Origin of the sequence: Virgibacillus sp. SK37 (genome assembly GCF_000725285.1) — a bacterium.
Classification (GTDB): Bacteria; Bacillota; Bacilli; order Bacillales; family Amphibacillaceae; genus Virgibacillus_Q.
Genome location: NZ_CP007161.1, coordinates 323,991 through 340,121, shown reverse-complemented (window position 1 = coordinate 340,121; position 16,131 = coordinate 323,991). Strand labels below are relative to the sequence as shown.

Genomic DNA, 16,131 nt, shown 5'->3' with positions numbered 1-16,131 from the left:
TCCGTAATTCGAACAATTTTCAAGTATTTCAGTTAATTTAATTATAAGAGAGATATTAAAGCGCAAGCGCTCGCTTAGCACTGGTACAAACAATGCCTCACTTATAAGAGAGGTGGAGCGCTTTGATTGCACATTAGAATAAGTCCAATTGCCTTGGTGCAAGGCCCTCATACTGAATGTCCATCAGCCCCTGAAATTCCTTTGCATTCCCTGCAGCATCTCCACCTGAGTTATTGTTGAAAAGAATAATTATATCTTCGGATTCCTGTGAAAGCTTCTCTATCCTCTGCTTCCATTCCAAGAGCTCCTCCTGATTGTACTTATATAAATAACGCACATCGCGCCAGTTAGTATCTGCATTCTTTGGCTTATTCCACCCATGAACATTCCTGCCATGCATACGAACCAATGTTTTATTTGAATTGGTCACGACAGGAACGATTGGAATGGATCTGTCACCAGCCTGTGGCTCATCTGCAATGGAATGAATCCAGCCTTCCTTTTCCATAAAGTCCAGGGTGGATTGACGAAGTTCATCCGAAAACCATGATTGATTTCTAAATTCCAAGGCAATAGGAATGTCGCCCATCCGCTGTTTACAATAACGGAGATAATTCACATTTTCTTTTCTGCAATCAAACCATGGCGGAAATTGAAATAATACCATCGCCAGTTTACCAGCATTCTGATATGGCACTAGAGATTCGATATAGGCCTTAAACATATCCTCCTTTGTTTCAAAAGGGATATCTCCTCGTTGGTGTCCTGTCATTCCTTGATATGCCTTAACCACAAAGCGGAAATTTTCCGGTGTTTGTTTCACCCATTTCTCTGCATTACGTATTGGCTGGATAGCATAAAAGGATGTATCTACCTCTACTACTGGAAAATGGCTGCTATATTCGGCCAGTTTATCTTTTGATTTCAGGTCAGGTGGATATAAGGAGTGATGATCGCCCCACCCGGTTACACCTATATATATCACCCATGCTACCTCCTTTTTAGTAAGCTACTTTCCACAACATATTTATTATTATTATATTACAGGAAAGGAGTAACATTTTCGAATGAGAGAAGAAGGGGTATAAAACTTGAACTTGCTGGTAAGAAATAATGCTTGATTGTCTCCTTACTTTCATCCCGATTTTCTTCTACAATACCTACAATCATCTAATAATAAATTTCCCAATATAAAATATTTATACATAAAATACCGGCAGACATAATCGTCATCACAGAAATACGTTTATTATAATTTACCAATCTATTTCTTTTTAGTTTTATAATTAAAAAACCACTAATTACTAGTACAATAACAACATAAATAAGGTTTAAAGTTAAGAATGGTTTAAGAAATGAATAACTCACCATCGATAAAGTCTTAAAAACGATCCAAAGGACATTTGTAAACATAAGGATATTTAGAAGATGCTGTGTAAAATGAAATATTTGCAAATTCTTTTTACTCCATATCCTTTTACATAGAGTAACGATCACATAGATAACAGAAAACATGAAAGCTAGTAACCCCAGAATAATTATTGCCCACTCCAGAAAATGTTTATAGGAAGGAATGTAAAGTAAATCTGAATATGTACTAGATAAAATCTTCTTATTTTGCGGGTTTTCTGAATAAACGTCAACACTATACATACTAAAATCATCGTCTGTTTTATAAATGCCAGGCTCCAGCTGAGAGTAATATAAGTCATTAATCCCAATATCGTGTGACCCGTGCTGTTCTGTATGGCTTCTTAGAAATAAACCATATAACTTGCTGAACCCATGTCGGGGTAACCGAGCTGGCTCATATATTCCTTCCCATTGAGATGATTTTTCCAGACCCAGGTCTCTTTCAACATGTTCATATTTACCAAAAATGGTTTCAGGTATACCATGAGTGAATGTGCTTTCATCCTTCATGTTCGTCAAAACCAAAACTCCAATACGATTTATCCTATCTACGTAAAAAGAAGAGCTAAAAGCCTTCGAATTTCCTCCATGTCCAAAAACACCTGGGCTCTTTGATGGTAAATAAAATAAGCCGTTTGCAATTCTGGGGATATTGGTTTCCGGATAAAATAAAGTTGGTTTAAACAGCTGAGTAATCGTTCTGTTATTCTTAAATAAAGGTGCTCCATCCTCAACTAATAATGCTTGCAACAGCTTTTGCATATCGTCAGCAGTTCCCATAACGCTACCTGCTGGAAACATGGGGATTGAGTAATTGTTAGGTTCTATTAAATGTAATGCATTTGTATATCCCTGCACCTTTTTTCTTTGTTCTTTTACCCATTTATTGTCATCTTGGTGAGGATCTATTGCCGTTTTCGTCATATGAAGTGGTTCAAAGATATTCTTTCTTACATATTCCCGGTAGTCTATACCGCTAACTTCTTCCACAATATAAGCAGCAAGGCCACTTCCATAATTTGAATAAGCAACAACATCTCCAGGCGAAAATACTTGCTTAATATCTGCTCTTTCAAGTACTTCTCTTAATGAAGTCTTCTTAGTAGATTGATGAATCATTAAATCTGTGTAACTATCGTCAAAACCAGCCGAATGATGCATTAAGTCATACATCGTGATAGGTTCTTCGAATTTCTTTGGATAATGAAAATCATTGGGTAAATATATTTCAATATTTGTTTCTAAATCAAGCTTTCCTGCCTCTACTAATTGTAAAACACTAATCCAAATTAGAATTTTAGAAACGGATGCCCATTCAAAAACAGTTATGTACCTGTAAGTTAGTTCTTCCCTGCCCCAAATCCCCCTCACCCCCTTGCCCCTCTTGATTCCATCCCCTCTTCATTCCCTTATGGCAATGGAACTTAGTTCTTCCCCAGCACACCCGATTTCCCCCTCTTTTTCCACTTCTGGGTTGTATAGAACATTCGGACATTGTAACTAAGTTCTTCCATAATAGAATGAAGAATTAGGAGAAAAGAAATGAAAAACTGATGAAATGATATTGGAAATAATATTGAAAAAGACATGATAGGTGATTGGAAATCCTTCGGATTGATACAGTTAGGTTAACAACTGGAAAGAAATTGGACACTATACGAAGCCGCTATTGGTAAGTGATTGGAGGACTTTTCACCAATTTTGGCGAAAAGTAAAAGACTGAATCACTATTGGATCCAGCCCGAATTTATATTGATTTTGTATTGGCAAAACCGATTGATTTTTTATTGAAAAACCATCGGAACATTACGTGCTTCCGTTCTTCTCTCCGTCCTCTTTTTTCTACTCCGGATACCAACTTAGTTACAGCAGGGAAAAACAAAGTTACGTGGGGAAGGAGAGAGTTACAGGAAGATATAATAGAACAAGAATATGGAAAAAAGACCGGGTAGTAACCCCATACTTATTTAGTTGTTGCCAATAGCAAAAAAGATTTCTAAAAAGACTTTGTGATTTTTTAATTCATTCTTTGATTATTTTGTATTCCATTAAATATTCGTTTGGAGTATATATTTTTATAATACTACTAAACGGTATAGAAACACTTGGTTTCAATTCACAATGAATTTCTTTGGTATAACCACCATGGAAAATTCCATCATTTAAAATTGATAACGATTTTTCAATAATCCATTTTCTATTCATCAAATCAATTTCATTTTCCTCAAGATTTTCTGTGTAAATCCTATGGTAAAAATTATTAATATTACTAAGAGGTGCTTCGAACTTAATTATGTAGCATTTTTTCTTGTTGTTATTCATCCAATCATATTTTATTTTTCCATCTTTCAGAAGTTGTGCTAAATTATATAGGAATTCGGGATTTTCATTCACGTTCCCTCCATACTTTAGTACATTTTCACTAGAAAAGAACGAATTAATTTGGTAATCCTCAAATAATTTAAAACTCACCCATTTGGCTGAATCTCTTCCTGCAAGACCTTGATAATCCTTGGCTATATCGTAAATTTCCCCTTTATAATGAATTTGTTTCTTTGCTAAATCTATTTCGACACCATGATTTTGTAAGTATTTATTTAATGGAGTGTCTAACAATATAGCTTGTTGCAAGTTAATTAGCCCGTATTTTTTAATACTCGAACATTCATCATTATTAGTAGTAACATGGAGGGAGGACATTATAAGCTCACTTGACAGCATTTGTTCATCTGTTATTTGAAACAATTCAATGAACTCATCGCTGTCAAAATCATCCTTATTATTAGCGATATATTTACTAATTTCTCTTTCAGTTAAATTTAAGTATTTCCCGAGTGAATGTATTGTACCTTCAAAGGTTGTAAGGTCGTAATGGATCGTTTTTGACACTATTGCACCCTCCTTGTCAATTATTCTTTACCAACAGCAACTTGGGCCAATGCTTCTTGTATTTCCTTTTTAGCCTCATTGTTTGCTTCGTTCTTCTCCTCTTCACTATCAATGTCCCCCATCATCATATTGAAATGGGACTCATGATTAGAGTTTATAAAAATACTTTTAAATACTTCAAAATAGATTTTATTTAGTTCTTGGTTGCTATCCACATATAAATCATCGTTCACATGATGCGATCCATCGTTAGTCCAAGAAAGTAAAGAATTACAAACCACCTTATCTTCATCAGGAAACCCTTCAACAATTTCATTAACATCAACGTTCCCGAAGAACTTAAAGTAATTTTCTAATATCCTTCTCATAATGTTTGGTGTTGTTATTGAATTAGGATTTTCTCGTAATTCTTTCCAAAGTAGTTCATATGAATTCTTTATAGGATTCTCTTCATACCCACTAATGTGAGATATATTCCCCGTCTTCCTGATAATCCAAAATGTTTCATCAGGCTGCCTTTTATTACTCATACCTTTATTAAAAGAAACTTCCTTATGGAAATAAACATTGTGGGTCAATATTATCAATTGTTTAAAGTTCGAATCTTTACTCCTTACCTTTTTCTTTAAATTATTTATCAAGTTGCTTACCATAAATAGTATATTGCTATCTAGGCTAGAAATCGGGTCATCAATCGCAACTACCCTTGCTGTATTTACTTTATCCTGATCATTACTTCCATTAATAAGCTGATAGAAATAGAGGAAGGTAATAAAGGTTTTCTCTCCTTCACTTAACGTTTCGTTTGCATCTTCACCATTTTCCCTTACAATCTTGTAATTACCCTGTTCATCAGATTCTGCTAACTGGAAATTTGTGAACCCAAATGATTTAAGAAGCGTATTAATTTCGTGAATAGAAGGTAAAACACTTGTTAACTGATTTTGAAGCTCAATGGCCTCTTCTTCTAGTCTCCTTTTGTGATCCTTTTGCCCGTCCTTCCCGCTTTTCATTCCTTCTAAAGCTCTATTCTCTCTTTTAAAATTACTCATGTAACTTTCATAGTGGCCCTTATTCTCTTCCACAATAAATCGCCATATATCTTTTATTAACCTCTCTTTTTCCTCTTTAATATTGTCAATTACCCTGTTTAATTCAGTTATTTGTACATTTGCTTGTTCCACCTCTGAGTTTATCTGCTCAAGGTAACTTGTTATTGAACTTAACTTAATACTTCTACTTGGTTCATTTTTCTTTCTTTCAAGCAACTGAATGTTTTCCTTATATGTTGAATTTATTATTTCAAATAGGGATGTTATTTTCTCTTTATTAATATAAGGTATGTCTTCAGTTATAAGAAAATTGTACTTTTCAAAAAAGCCAATTGTATCTCTTTCATATTTTTCTATGGATGAATTAAGGCTTTGTAATTGTTCAGTGTAAGTCTCATCAAAATATTCATCCAGCTTTTCCTTAAAATTTACTGGTAACTCTTGTTGGCAAAATGGACATATACCATCTGTACCTTCCATATGTCTATGCCCTTGCTGTACCCAGTCACTTATATTTAGTTCAGATATCAATCTAGCAATATCTATATCTTTTTTACCTATTATCTTTGTTTGAAATATTGGTTGTTCCTCTACCAAGCTATCGTAATGAATCTCTGGAATAGTCCTTACTTTTACTTGCGAACTTTTAAAGACGGATTCCACTCTACTATTTAATTCTTCAAATGTATATAGTTCACAGTTGTTATTCTCGGCTTCATTCAAACATTTTTCCATAAATCTTTCTCTATTATTTCGAAGACCCGTAAATGCGTCTTTGAAGTTTTCATCATATTTTTGTTTTAAATCCCAGCATTGGTTAACAAATTCTGTTTGTAAGTTTCTTAACTCCCCATCTTTTTCCTCTATATTCTTTTCTAAATTTCCAATCCGTTCTTGATGTTTTTCAGCATCCTTCATTTTTTCATCAATTAAAGCTAATATGTCAGTAGATTCTTTACCTAAAGTAAAAATCCCCTTTATTTCATTACGGATATTAAAATTTTCCTGGACAAAATTTCTATTATAAACAAACAGGTCAAAGTCAGAACTTCCTTGTTTCCGTTCTATATTACATGAAGAAAACTTTTGATCCTCGCTGTTTCTTAGCAATTCAGAAATAGTAGTCTTACCTGTACCATTGCTCCCATAAATGTAATTAACCTTACCCAAATCAACCTCAATTCCAGTAGAATCATAGGACGCAACTTCCTTAATTCTAATCTTTTCTATCATTTTAGTGCCCTCCTAACTTTTTCCTAGTATTTTTTGCCTAATGTCAATTTCTATTTTACAGGAAAAGTTTTACAAGCCCAAATAAAACACTAAATATTTTGATTTTTCTCTTCCCAGCATCTGTTTGTATATAAAAACATCCTGAAATTAACGGATGCCAATTTTAAGGGATCAGCACACTAAACAACAGATTCAGCTAAAAGATTAAAACATCTAATCCGTTCACTTTATTTCAGGTATTCACCAAAAACTAGGATATACAAGTATTGAAATCTAGGTCGCTTAATATGGATTTTCCTTACTTTTTTAGTAGGAAGGTATGATATTATGTAGAAAAAGGGAAATGGAGGGGTAATTGTGAATTTTGAAAGACTTGATAAAGTGGATAAAATCCTGTTATCAGCAGAGGATTCAAAGCATTTAGATAACTGGTGGCTTAATATTCACGATGGAGCCTTTAATGACTTTCGCCCTGTGTTGGAAGAAGGCCTGATTTCACATGAGGTTGACCCAAACATGATATACACTCAACCAATTGTAAAAGCACATGAATTAACCCCCAAATTGCTTATTTTGTATTTCAAACAATTGGACGATGTGAGAGTCTATTATGAAATTTACCGAATGATTAGTGAAAACCAGGTGGAATACATTTTGAAAGGCATCAAAAATTATGCTGAGCTAAAAAGCGATCTAACCATAAACACAGAAAATCATATAGGTCTAAGAAAAGAACATGCAATTCACTTTTTGGATTCTATTACCTCCAGCCATATCGCCTTGATGAATTACATGGAACTGTATCGTGACGTAAAAGAACGGGTATCGTCTAAGACTGTCCGAAAAAAGAGCACTAAAAAGGCGAAACACGGAAAAAAGAAGAAGAACACTCGGCCAATTAAAATTGTGGTTTATAATGTGAAAGTTCCACAAACTCCTATCACCGATGAAGAAAGACGAGCCTATCAACGAATGAAAGAAGCCTGGACAGTTAGAGGACACTGGCGAACTCTGCCTTCAGGGAAAAAGACATGGGTGAAGCCACATGTAAAAGGAAACAAGGAAAAGTTAGAACCAAATATATACCACTTTTAGTGTGCGATCTTTGGAGTTCAATGTAAATGTCTACTAAGTACTAAAAACTCAGGACAATATCTCTGTAAAATGCCCTGAGTTTTATGCGGTTTTTCACGTTTTCTCACCGTTTGACATCATAGTATAGAATGTTTTAAAAAAGATGTATTACTTTATTAATCGTAACTATCTAAGTACTCATTTACCTCTAGATAGAATTGTTTCTTAATCCCGGCCCTTTTTAGCACCTTCCAAACTTTAATTTCTTCTCCATTTTCCCTCATTTCATCAATCACATACTTTACTCTTCGTAAACGGAAGTCCTTTTCTGATTCATATACATCTTCTATAAACTTTTTAGTATTAGGCATCTTGTCCAAATGTTGTTCCAATAAAGCTCTTTCTCCAATTACATCCGCAATACTTTTAACGGTTATTCGTTTCGATTTGCCAATATTATTTTGTAATTTCTTTGCTGCCTTTTTAACACTCTTTAGTATTTCTTGGTCTCTTTTCTGCCAATCTACCCGTTCATCTTTACTCTTAGGTTTTCGCAGTTTAGGTGAGTTTTTGTTTAACCATTCCCTATCATGTCTATATAAAAAGGTGTAAGTTGAAGGAACCTGGTTTCTCATCTCTGTTTTAGATAAACTTGGATGTTCTTGCTGTAACTGTATACAAATTTGACGATTTAGTTCCGTTGACCCGATTTTATTTGAATGATGATTATTATTCTTAACCTTAGTTTCATTTGTATTTCTATTGGCATATTTAATTACCGTTCCAGGATCAACATTTAATCTACGAGCAATCTCCCGATAACTTAGATTTTCTTCTAATAAAGATTGGAGCTCCCTTTTCCATAGATAGCCAAAATCCATAATACGAGTATACTTATACCGATCGTCTTGCTCTTGGTCCTTCCCTTTCCTTGTATAAGAAAAACCACAACTCGGACAAGTGAATCTCCCAATGGGTTTCTTGGTTTTCTCGCAACTTCTAATAGTAAGTTCTTCAATAACATTCTTCTTATACTCGGAACACACAACGTTCAGACAAGGCCATTTGGGTTTACCGAAAGGATTAGCCTCAAAAAATTCCTTATTAAACATTGATTCAACATCCAATTCGAGAAAGTTCAGTAGGAGTATGTGATAATATGGATGGAATGATTTTCTGTGTTTACGGGTGATATTTGCCAACCATGAATTACCTTGCACAACTTCCAAATCTAGTAATTTCAATAATTCATCAGGGTAATACTTAAAAAATGCTTCATGCAACTCTTCTTGATACACTCTACCTTTATAAGTTGCAAAACCTTTCCTATTCAAGTGATGTCGATAATACATTGTAAAATGAGAAAAGGTCTTATTTTCAAACTTACTAGCGAATAATTTATCTACCTGAACAAGAACATCCTTCAGACATTCGAGCAAATCTCCGCTAACTGTTCTCATTTTATTCAAATCGCAATTGTTCGAATTTGGTATTACGAAAGCATGTTTATTTGCAGGTATTACTGGTACTTTGCTATTTTCTAGCCACAATTCATGTTTTGTACATATCATATTCCCTGGTAACTGATGTAGTCGGTGCCAATATAGCTCCCCATACATTAAAAGGTCCTCTTTTGCACAGGCAGGACAATATTTCAAAAACCTATTTTGAGGAATGGAACTAGCCATAATGCCCGATTGCATGTAAATACTTTTACCATCATCACTTAACATAGAATCGTAAATAGCCTGAGCCTTTTCTGTTGGTAAAAACACTGTATAGAATGGGTACATTGTGTGATCCTCTATAAGGATTTGTTCATTCAATGTCGTGTTTTTAGGTAAATGGCGAACTAAAGAGCCGATACCCGATGGTAAGAATACTGATGCACTTATCGTCCTTTTTCCGAATAAATCTTCCAATGTGTGTTTCCAAAAGACATTTCCTGATCGGATATGATAACGTGCAATAATACTGTATAAAAGTTCATCGGGATATGGGGTTGGGAAGTGTATAATCATGAAACATCACGCTCAGGATAATCCTGCTTAATTACTCCAGCATCTAGTAATGCTTGATACGCAGTTATTTGTTGTTCTTTCCCTTTTTTTATGATGGTTCTTAGGTCATTACTTAATACTTTATCCATACTTTTTTCATTATTATTTAATAGGAGAAAAGCATCTTTTACGATTTGTGATACTTCCCTTAATTGATTATTCTCTGAAACAACTTTTTGTACGGCCTTAATAGAAACATCATTATTAAATCCAAGCATCCCCAATCGGAAAACAGCATCATCAATCAACTTTTCTTGTTCACTTTTTCGTTTTACTCCTTCTTGAATTGAATCCATAACCTGCTTTTGATCTACAATAATTCTTTCCTGTTCAATAAAGTCCTCCATATTTGGTAGCATCAAGTCATCGTAATTTGCTAGTTTGTTATAATCTCCACTTTTCAAAGTTTGTAACATGGGTTGGACCATTTTCAATTCTTCTTGAGCCACTTGTTTAATTAATGTAGAAGTGATTTTCTGCTTACCACTACTAATGGAACGTAGCTGCACCATCATATAGATCTTTATAGCGATATCAGCAATTCCTTGGGATTCGTAATATAGAGTTGAAGAAAATTCCTCTGTAAAAGGTACTTCCTCTTTTGTCCACTGATATTTCCACATTCCCTCAGCAAATAAATCCCAAATAGCATCTTTTTCAAAGCGATCCCACATGATGTTCCCCATATTAGTGCTCCTTCTTGCTTGTCTAAACTGTGATTGTAAAACATCCATTGCCTTTGGGGTCCCAACCATAATAAGGGGGATATTGATTGTATTGATTAATGCTGTAAAAAAATTTAGTATCTGTGTTGAACTAGAGCTTTTTATACCCTTTAAATGCTGTAACTCATCTAAAAATAGCATGCCAAGATTTATACTTTTGGCAATCTGAGCCATGATAGGCATTAATTGACTTGTTGACAAACGACTATTGACATATCTGTTAAAGTAGTTGGATCCTAGAAGTAAATCGACTTGATACATAAAATCGTAAATAATAGTTTTTACAGAACCGTCAAAAGGAGTCTCGATTTTTAGATAAGTTACTTGATAGTGATTTAAGGCTTGTCCCTTATACGAAACATGAGAAATAACTTGCGGAATAGTTTGCAATATCCTCTGTAAAGTTCGGGTTTTTCCTACACCTGAAACCCCTATAATACTTAATGTCTGGCCTGTCTGAATAATAGACTTATCAAAAGATTTATTTTGTATATTATTCCAATTATCCACAAAACTCTGTGCATAAGTAGAATTTACTGGATTGCGATAGGTATAACCAGTTCTAATCAACCTAGATATTGATGACTCAATTCCTAGATGGATGGGAATGGCTTGAAAATAATGCAGCAATCTTGAAATTAGATGAACTCTCTGATGGTCATTCAAATATCTTTCTTCCTTATTATATGGAGGATATATGCTTAGGCGGTCAATGACTTCCTCCTGAGAATAGATTGGTGGCAAAGCCTCTATAAGAGGATTGCCCTGATATTCCAATAACTCTTGTTCTCTATATTCGGCAACTTGAGCTTGGGTTCCATTATCTAATTTAATTGTCTCCATCATAAAGCACTTCCTTTTGTTTTTTACGGAAAATATTCAGCACTTTTCCCGATTCATTATCAGGATTTGCTTTGTTTTGTTGCTTTCCAGTGTGATTTTGAGCCGCCTCTGTTTGTTTTTCACTTATCAATATCGCTCTCTCTTTTTCTCGATTTTCTCTAATATTCTTTATACCTTTAGGAACCTTACCATTTAGAGATTGATCTTTCGCTTCCTTCTTCGCCTGTTTCACGATTGATTCAATATCCTGAGCTAGTTGGATGGCTCCATTAAGGCTTCCCTCTTCATATTCAGCCTCTTGCTGTTTCCTACTTTCCTTCAGGGAAATTACTTCCTCCATTTTTGCATTCCGATACATTTCGTATTGTTCAATCAAAGAACATACTTCATAATTCTGTCTATCGATTCGAATATATATATTTGCTACACTTTGAGGATCATAAGATACATCCAACTTCCAGTTACCTTGAATACGGGCTTTAGAAAACCAACGTTCGTTGACAGCTTTAGAGCATGTGTAATAGAGTCCACCAAAGTGTATTCCTTTTGGAGTCACATTTGCTTGTGATTTTGGATAAACATTACTCCTAATTGCATCTAAAGACATTGTCCTCAGCATTCCTGTTCCTTTACGTAGTCCCCATTTAAAAATCTCAATCGGTATAGGAGGAACCTTTTCCTCAATCATATCGTTTGATAAAGGATAGTCTGATAAATAGTTATGATTGTTATAATATAAAATGGTGCGTACCAATATCTGCGAATATTCTTGTAAGTTTAATACTGTCTTCTTTCTGTAGTCTTGCCCCCCACGTTTCATGTAATCCTTTTGAACGGCTCCTGGCAGGAACGGGGATATATGTTGCTGGAGAATATCAAAGTATTTTTCATTAACGGCCTTTAGCTCCGGACGGAATTTTCCAGCGTTTTGAATTTTAATATTTAAGTTTTCTACTACTTGTGTCAATTCATCGGATATTAGTTCACTCCCACGATCCGCCAAGATGGTATGTGGTATGTAATGCACCGGCCAATCTTCATCGCCAACTTCCATATCAAGCGTTCTTTTGCAAAAGTCTCTTTTATTTTCAAAAGTATTAGCAAGTGCAACTCTCAAAGAGTGCCCTGACATATTCTCAATCCCCACTCCGATGCCTACAATAGCACGGGAAAAAATATCGACACACAAATATATCACCGGACGGCCGATTACTGTATTTCTATCCAGTGAGGAAACTAAATATATATCACCAATGGTTGCATCAATGGCATATGTACCTATCCCCATTGCATCTTCTGTTGCAGAACCGGTTATAGCACGATAGTTTTGCAAAAAATCCCTTCTACCTTCTCTTTTGTGGATGGCATATTCTGGCTTATACCATTTGCGATACCAATAATAGAATTGGTCATATGAAATAATAGGCTTATCAATGTCCAATACTTTATAACCTGTTTTTTCATCCACTTTGGAGAAATATTCTTTTACCATTTGCTGATAAGCGTACTTTAATGATGGCTTTGACCGGATAAAGTAATACTTTTCTAAGCTAACTCTTATGATCTTTTTCCATTTTTCATTTATTGATGCTCTTTTGATAGTGGAAGAATAAACTGTTGGCCTTCCAGTCTTTTTTGAATAGATTCTTTCTCCCGATTGCTGAATACCAGAACTATAATAGTCAGGTAAAAGAGCATTTTTAATCATCCCCCTTGACCAGAACCTCTTTAAATAATGGCGAACTGTTTTTGTGCTGACTCCAAACTTCTTACTCGCTATTTTTATTAACTCCGATCTCCGTTTCGGTATAAAAATGTCAGGAGTTATATAGATATGATTAATGATATCCCATGCCTTATCACGTTTTTCTATTTCTGTTTCGGATAAATCGTCCTCATCTACATGGAAAACCCACGGATCATTATCAATCTTTACAAAATCACCACTCTTTAAGGCTTCTTTCAAGTTAGGTATTTCCTCAATAATATGAGGAAATGACGGTTGACGAATATCAATTAGGAAACAAAGCTGACGTTCTTTATCAATCCAAACTACTCTTTCAATAACATTTGGATTTCCCTTGCTTTGTAGCAAATCATTAATTACCAATTGCATATTTTTCTTCACCACTCTGTTTTTCCGAAATTTCCACCTGGTAGTCAGCTAATTTATTTGTTAAATAAATTTTCTTATTCAGATCCATTTTTACTTCCTTAGTAGCAATCAAATGTTTAAATAGAATCAATCCCAAGCCTTCATCTAATTGAAATGTCTTTTCTAATCTACTAAAGATTCTCTGAAAGGTATCGGAAGGATCCGACAAATACTCCAACATATCTAATTTTATAAGTTCCAAATTAGAAATTAGGCCCGGGTAATCCTGAATATCATACGCATTCAATGCCCAACCAATATTTCTGGCTAACTGCTTGTTGATTTCTTTTTCTGTTACGATGCCAAACTCAATCCCTTTCTTATCAAAATACCGCCTTTGCAATTCTATCCTTTGGATGGTAGCCTTTTTCTCCAATTCTTGCGATTGTTTAATTATTCTTACTTGATTAAATGGCTTTCCATCATCGCCTTTTCTTGTTATCAAGAATGAAACCGTGAAAATATGCGGTACTTTAGTATTCGAATCAAACAGTTTCTTTGCTAGATTCTCATCCACTGATATATTCAAATCATGAAAATCTAGTGAAGGATATTGTTCACGTATGTCGATAACTTCCTCATCAAATTCTAAGAAATTGAAATAATAAAGCTGTAAGTCACTCAGAAGTTGATGAACTCTTTGCGTAGTATTACCAAATATACGAGTAGATCTAGCTCTACTTGAAATATCTTGAACAAGCAACCAAGGCTTATAGTCTTTTCCAGTTCCCTGCCCACGTTTTTCTTTAAGGAATCTATTGATTGTTGATTCATTCCACTCTCTAATCAATTGTTTTCACCCCATACGACAAGGGAAACAAAAACCACAATCTCCAAGTCATTTCCTGCAGTCAAAAACCCTTGTTTTTTTTACAGTAACGACTAAGAAATTGTGGTAATTTCTTTACTATTAAGTTGTTCTTGATTCATATTTTGGCTCCCTTCTATCTGTTTTACTTTACGATAAAAAGATGTACGACTAATATCTAACTTTTTGTAAGTTGAAACTGCAGTTTGTTTACCTTCTTTCCATCGTTTGTACTCTCGCATAAAATTTTCATCTATTTGAATTACCGGTCTTCCAAATGTAACCCCCTTTTCTTTAGCAATTGCAATCCCTTCTAATTGGCGTTGCTTAATACTATCTCTTTCAAGTTCATATAAAGCTCCGAATATGGTACAAATGAATTTGCCCTGGGGAGTAGAAGTGTCAATGTTTTCCTTTAAACTAACAACCTCGATTCCTCTTTCGGTTAAGTCATAAACAATCTCCAGAAAATCCTTTGTGTTACGGGCTAATCTTGAAATGGACTCAATAATTAAAGTATCTCCTTCTCGAATAAAACTTAGCATTTCTTGTAACTGTGGTCGATTCTTATCCTTCCCACTTAATTTATCCAGAAAGATCTTTTCTACATTTTGTTCTTCTAAGGCTTTTATCTGTCGTGATTCATTTTGCGTTTTGTGAGAAATCCTACAATAACCTATTTTTATTTCAATCTCCTCCTGCAGAATGTATGTTTGTATATTACTATTATAAATGGTCCCTAAAGGTCTGTGAAGGCCTTGAAACATTCCAAAAGTAACATCACAATGTTTTGGAACACTTTTTTATACATTCCCAAAAAGTATGCTTTTGTGACACCAATATCACAGTCTTTGTTAAAGATATTTATAAAAAATAAATCGCCAACTTTTATTTTAGGATTTTAGTGCTGGCTATTGGTGGTTTTCATGGTGTAGGTGCCTGAATCAGAATTTATTCAGATTGACCATCATACCATGATTTTCTGCATTGTTTTAATTTATATCACTTAGTTTATGCAATTATAGATAACTGTTTCTAAGCCAGTACTGTCGGGAGTTCTAACTATTTTTTTCCTCTTTGTAAGGGTACAAGATTAAAAAAATAGTTCTAGTATTTATAGTAAAATAGAATTATAAAAAATAGGGGGTTGTACTTATGAGCTTTGAGCGATCCATTTATCATGATAACGTCTTACAATACCTAATCAATAACAATTACCATTTTTTTAAAGCACCGCTTTATCCTGTGGACTCAGAAATGTCCTCTTTAAGAGACTTATTAAGAAATCAGCCAACTGATATTAATGAAGAGCTTGATGAAATATGGAATGTTGCAATTAACCGCAATACTTTTTATAGCACATTAATTCAAAAGTTTACACTTCAGATCCATAATGAAAACTTTATTCGTAAGGTAGGAGATGTTATAGTCGATCTTAATGGCATCTGGCATTTAATAGAACTAAAGACATCGAAGGACAACGTTTTCAATATAAATTTTGATTCTTTAATTGCTTATGACACTCTTCCAATCGAAGTAAGGAACTATATTCATTTTATCTTTTTTGATGGTCAACTTTTTAGGATGGCTAGATACAATGATCTAAATATTGAACCCGTTGTTTATGTATATGAGGAGATATACCGGAATCCTGAACGAATTAGATTTATTAGAGACTATAATCGTTTTTATCAAATACAGATAAATAATAATAGGAACACTCCTTCTTATGTCGATAGAAGTAACAATGCTTATGTCAAAGTAGATATAAACAAACAACCGCTCGGTGTAATTTCATCCGTTCAAGAGCACATGAATAAACTAAGGAGCCAATTTCCATTAGGAAATTCTTAAACAAGACGAATGTATGTAGTTTTTT

General features: G+C 34.3%; 11 protein-coding genes. 2 read left to right on the top strand and 9 right to left on the bottom strand.

Features of this window, described 5'->3' with window-relative positions; all coding sequences use genetic code 11:
- Positions 1-133: 133 nt before the first annotated feature.
- The 4 genes from X953_RS01795 to X953_RS01775 all read right to left on the bottom strand — a co-directional run bounded on the left by X953_RS01795 (position 134) and on the right by X953_RS01775 (position 6,587).
- Positions 134-985 carry a DUF72 domain-containing protein gene (locus tag X953_RS01795; protein ID WP_040954106.1) on the bottom strand — a complete coding sequence of 284 codons (852 nt, stop codon included), beginning with the start codon at positions 983-985 and terminating at the stop codon, positions 134-136.
- A 185-nt stretch (positions 986-1,170) separates the two neighbouring features.
- Complete coding sequence (locus X953_RS01790) at positions 1,171-2,784, bottom strand: serine hydrolase (RefSeq protein WP_052350015.1); 1,614 nt, start codon at positions 2,782-2,784, stop codon at positions 1,171-1,173.
- 651 nt (positions 2,785-3,435) lie between these two features.
- The gene (locus tag X953_RS01780) at positions 3,436-4,302 is read right to left on the bottom strand and encodes a hypothetical protein (protein WP_040954104.1); all 867 of its coding nucleotides are present in this window, start codon (positions 4,300-4,302) and stop codon (positions 3,436-3,438) included.
- A gap of 20 nt (positions 4,303-4,322) precedes the next feature.
- Complete coding sequence (locus tag X953_RS01775) at positions 4,323-6,587, bottom strand: AAA family ATPase (protein ID WP_040954103.1); 2,265 nt, start codon at positions 6,585-6,587, stop codon at positions 4,323-4,325.
- A gap of 357 nt (positions 6,588-6,944) precedes the next feature.
- Between X953_RS01775 and X953_RS01770 the strand changes: the two genes are divergently transcribed.
- Positions 6,945-7,682 (top strand): hypothetical protein, encoded by a 738-nt coding sequence (locus X953_RS01770; protein ID WP_040954102.1) that lies wholly within the window; start codon positions 6,945-6,947, stop codon positions 7,680-7,682.
- A gap of 155 nt (positions 7,683-7,837) precedes the next feature.
- Here X953_RS01770 and X953_RS01765 read toward each other — a convergent pair whose 3' ends face one another.
- The 5 genes from X953_RS01765 to X953_RS01745 all read right to left on the bottom strand — a co-directional run bounded on the left by X953_RS01765 (position 7,838) and on the right by X953_RS01745 (position 15,019).
- A complete protein-coding gene (locus X953_RS01765) occupies positions 7,838-9,682 on the bottom strand; it encodes a TnsD family Tn7-like transposition protein (protein WP_040954101.1) in 1,845 nt (614 codons plus the stop codon).
- Positions 9,679-11,292 carry an AAA family ATPase gene (locus X953_RS01760; protein WP_232217760.1) on the bottom strand — a complete coding sequence of 538 codons (1,614 nt, stop codon included), beginning with the start codon at positions 11,290-11,292 and terminating at the stop codon, positions 9,679-9,681. Before X953_RS01760 ends, X953_RS01765 begins: the two co-directional genes overlap by 4 nt.
- Complete coding sequence (locus tag X953_RS01755) at positions 11,276-13,405, bottom strand: Mu transposase C-terminal domain-containing protein (RefSeq protein WP_040954100.1); 2,130 nt, start codon at positions 13,403-13,405, stop codon at positions 11,276-11,278. Before X953_RS01755 ends, X953_RS01760 begins: the two co-directional genes overlap by 17 nt.
- Positions 13,389-14,234 carry a heteromeric transposase endonuclease subunit TnsA gene (locus tag X953_RS01750; protein WP_040954099.1) on the bottom strand — a complete coding sequence of 282 codons (846 nt, stop codon included), beginning with the start codon at positions 14,232-14,234 and terminating at the stop codon, positions 13,389-13,391. Before X953_RS01750 ends, X953_RS01755 begins: the two co-directional genes overlap by 17 nt.
- A gap of 92 nt (positions 14,235-14,326) precedes the next feature.
- Entirely contained in the window at positions 14,327-15,019 is a 693-nt protein-coding gene (locus X953_RS01745) for a recombinase family protein (protein ID WP_232217759.1), read from the bottom strand.
- A gap of 388 nt (positions 15,020-15,407) precedes the next feature.
- Between X953_RS01745 and X953_RS01740 the strand changes: the two genes are divergently transcribed.
- On the top strand, positions 15,408-16,106 hold the full coding sequence (locus tag X953_RS01740) for a hypothetical protein (RefSeq protein WP_040954098.1): 699 nt from the start codon (positions 15,408-15,410) through the stop codon (positions 16,104-16,106).
- The last annotated feature ends 25 nt before the right edge of the window (positions 16,107-16,131 follow it).

Bases quoted from the DNA above. Each gene is read 5' to 3' on its own strand.
- X953_RS01775 (WP_040954103.1), bottom strand. From the start codon at position 6,587: ATGATAGAAAAGATTAGAATTAAGGAAGTTGCGTCCTATGATTCTACT.
- X953_RS01765 (WP_040954101.1), bottom strand. From the start codon at position 9,682: ATGATTATACACTTCCCAACCCCATATCCCGATGAACTTTTATACAGT.
- X953_RS01760 (WP_232217760.1), bottom strand. From the start codon at position 11,292: ATGATGGAGACAATTAAATTAGATAATGGAACCCAAGCTCAAGTTGCC.
- X953_RS01740 (WP_040954098.1), top strand. From the start codon at position 15,408: ATGAGCTTTGAGCGATCCATTTATCATGATAACGTCTTACAATACCTA.
- X953_RS01755 (WP_040954100.1), bottom strand. From the start codon at position 13,405: ATGCAATTGGTAATTAATGATTTGCTACAAAGCAAGGGAAATCCAAAT.
- X953_RS01745 (WP_232217759.1), bottom strand. From the start codon at position 15,019: ATGTTTCAAGGCCTTCACAGACCTTTAGGGACCATTTATAATAGTAAT.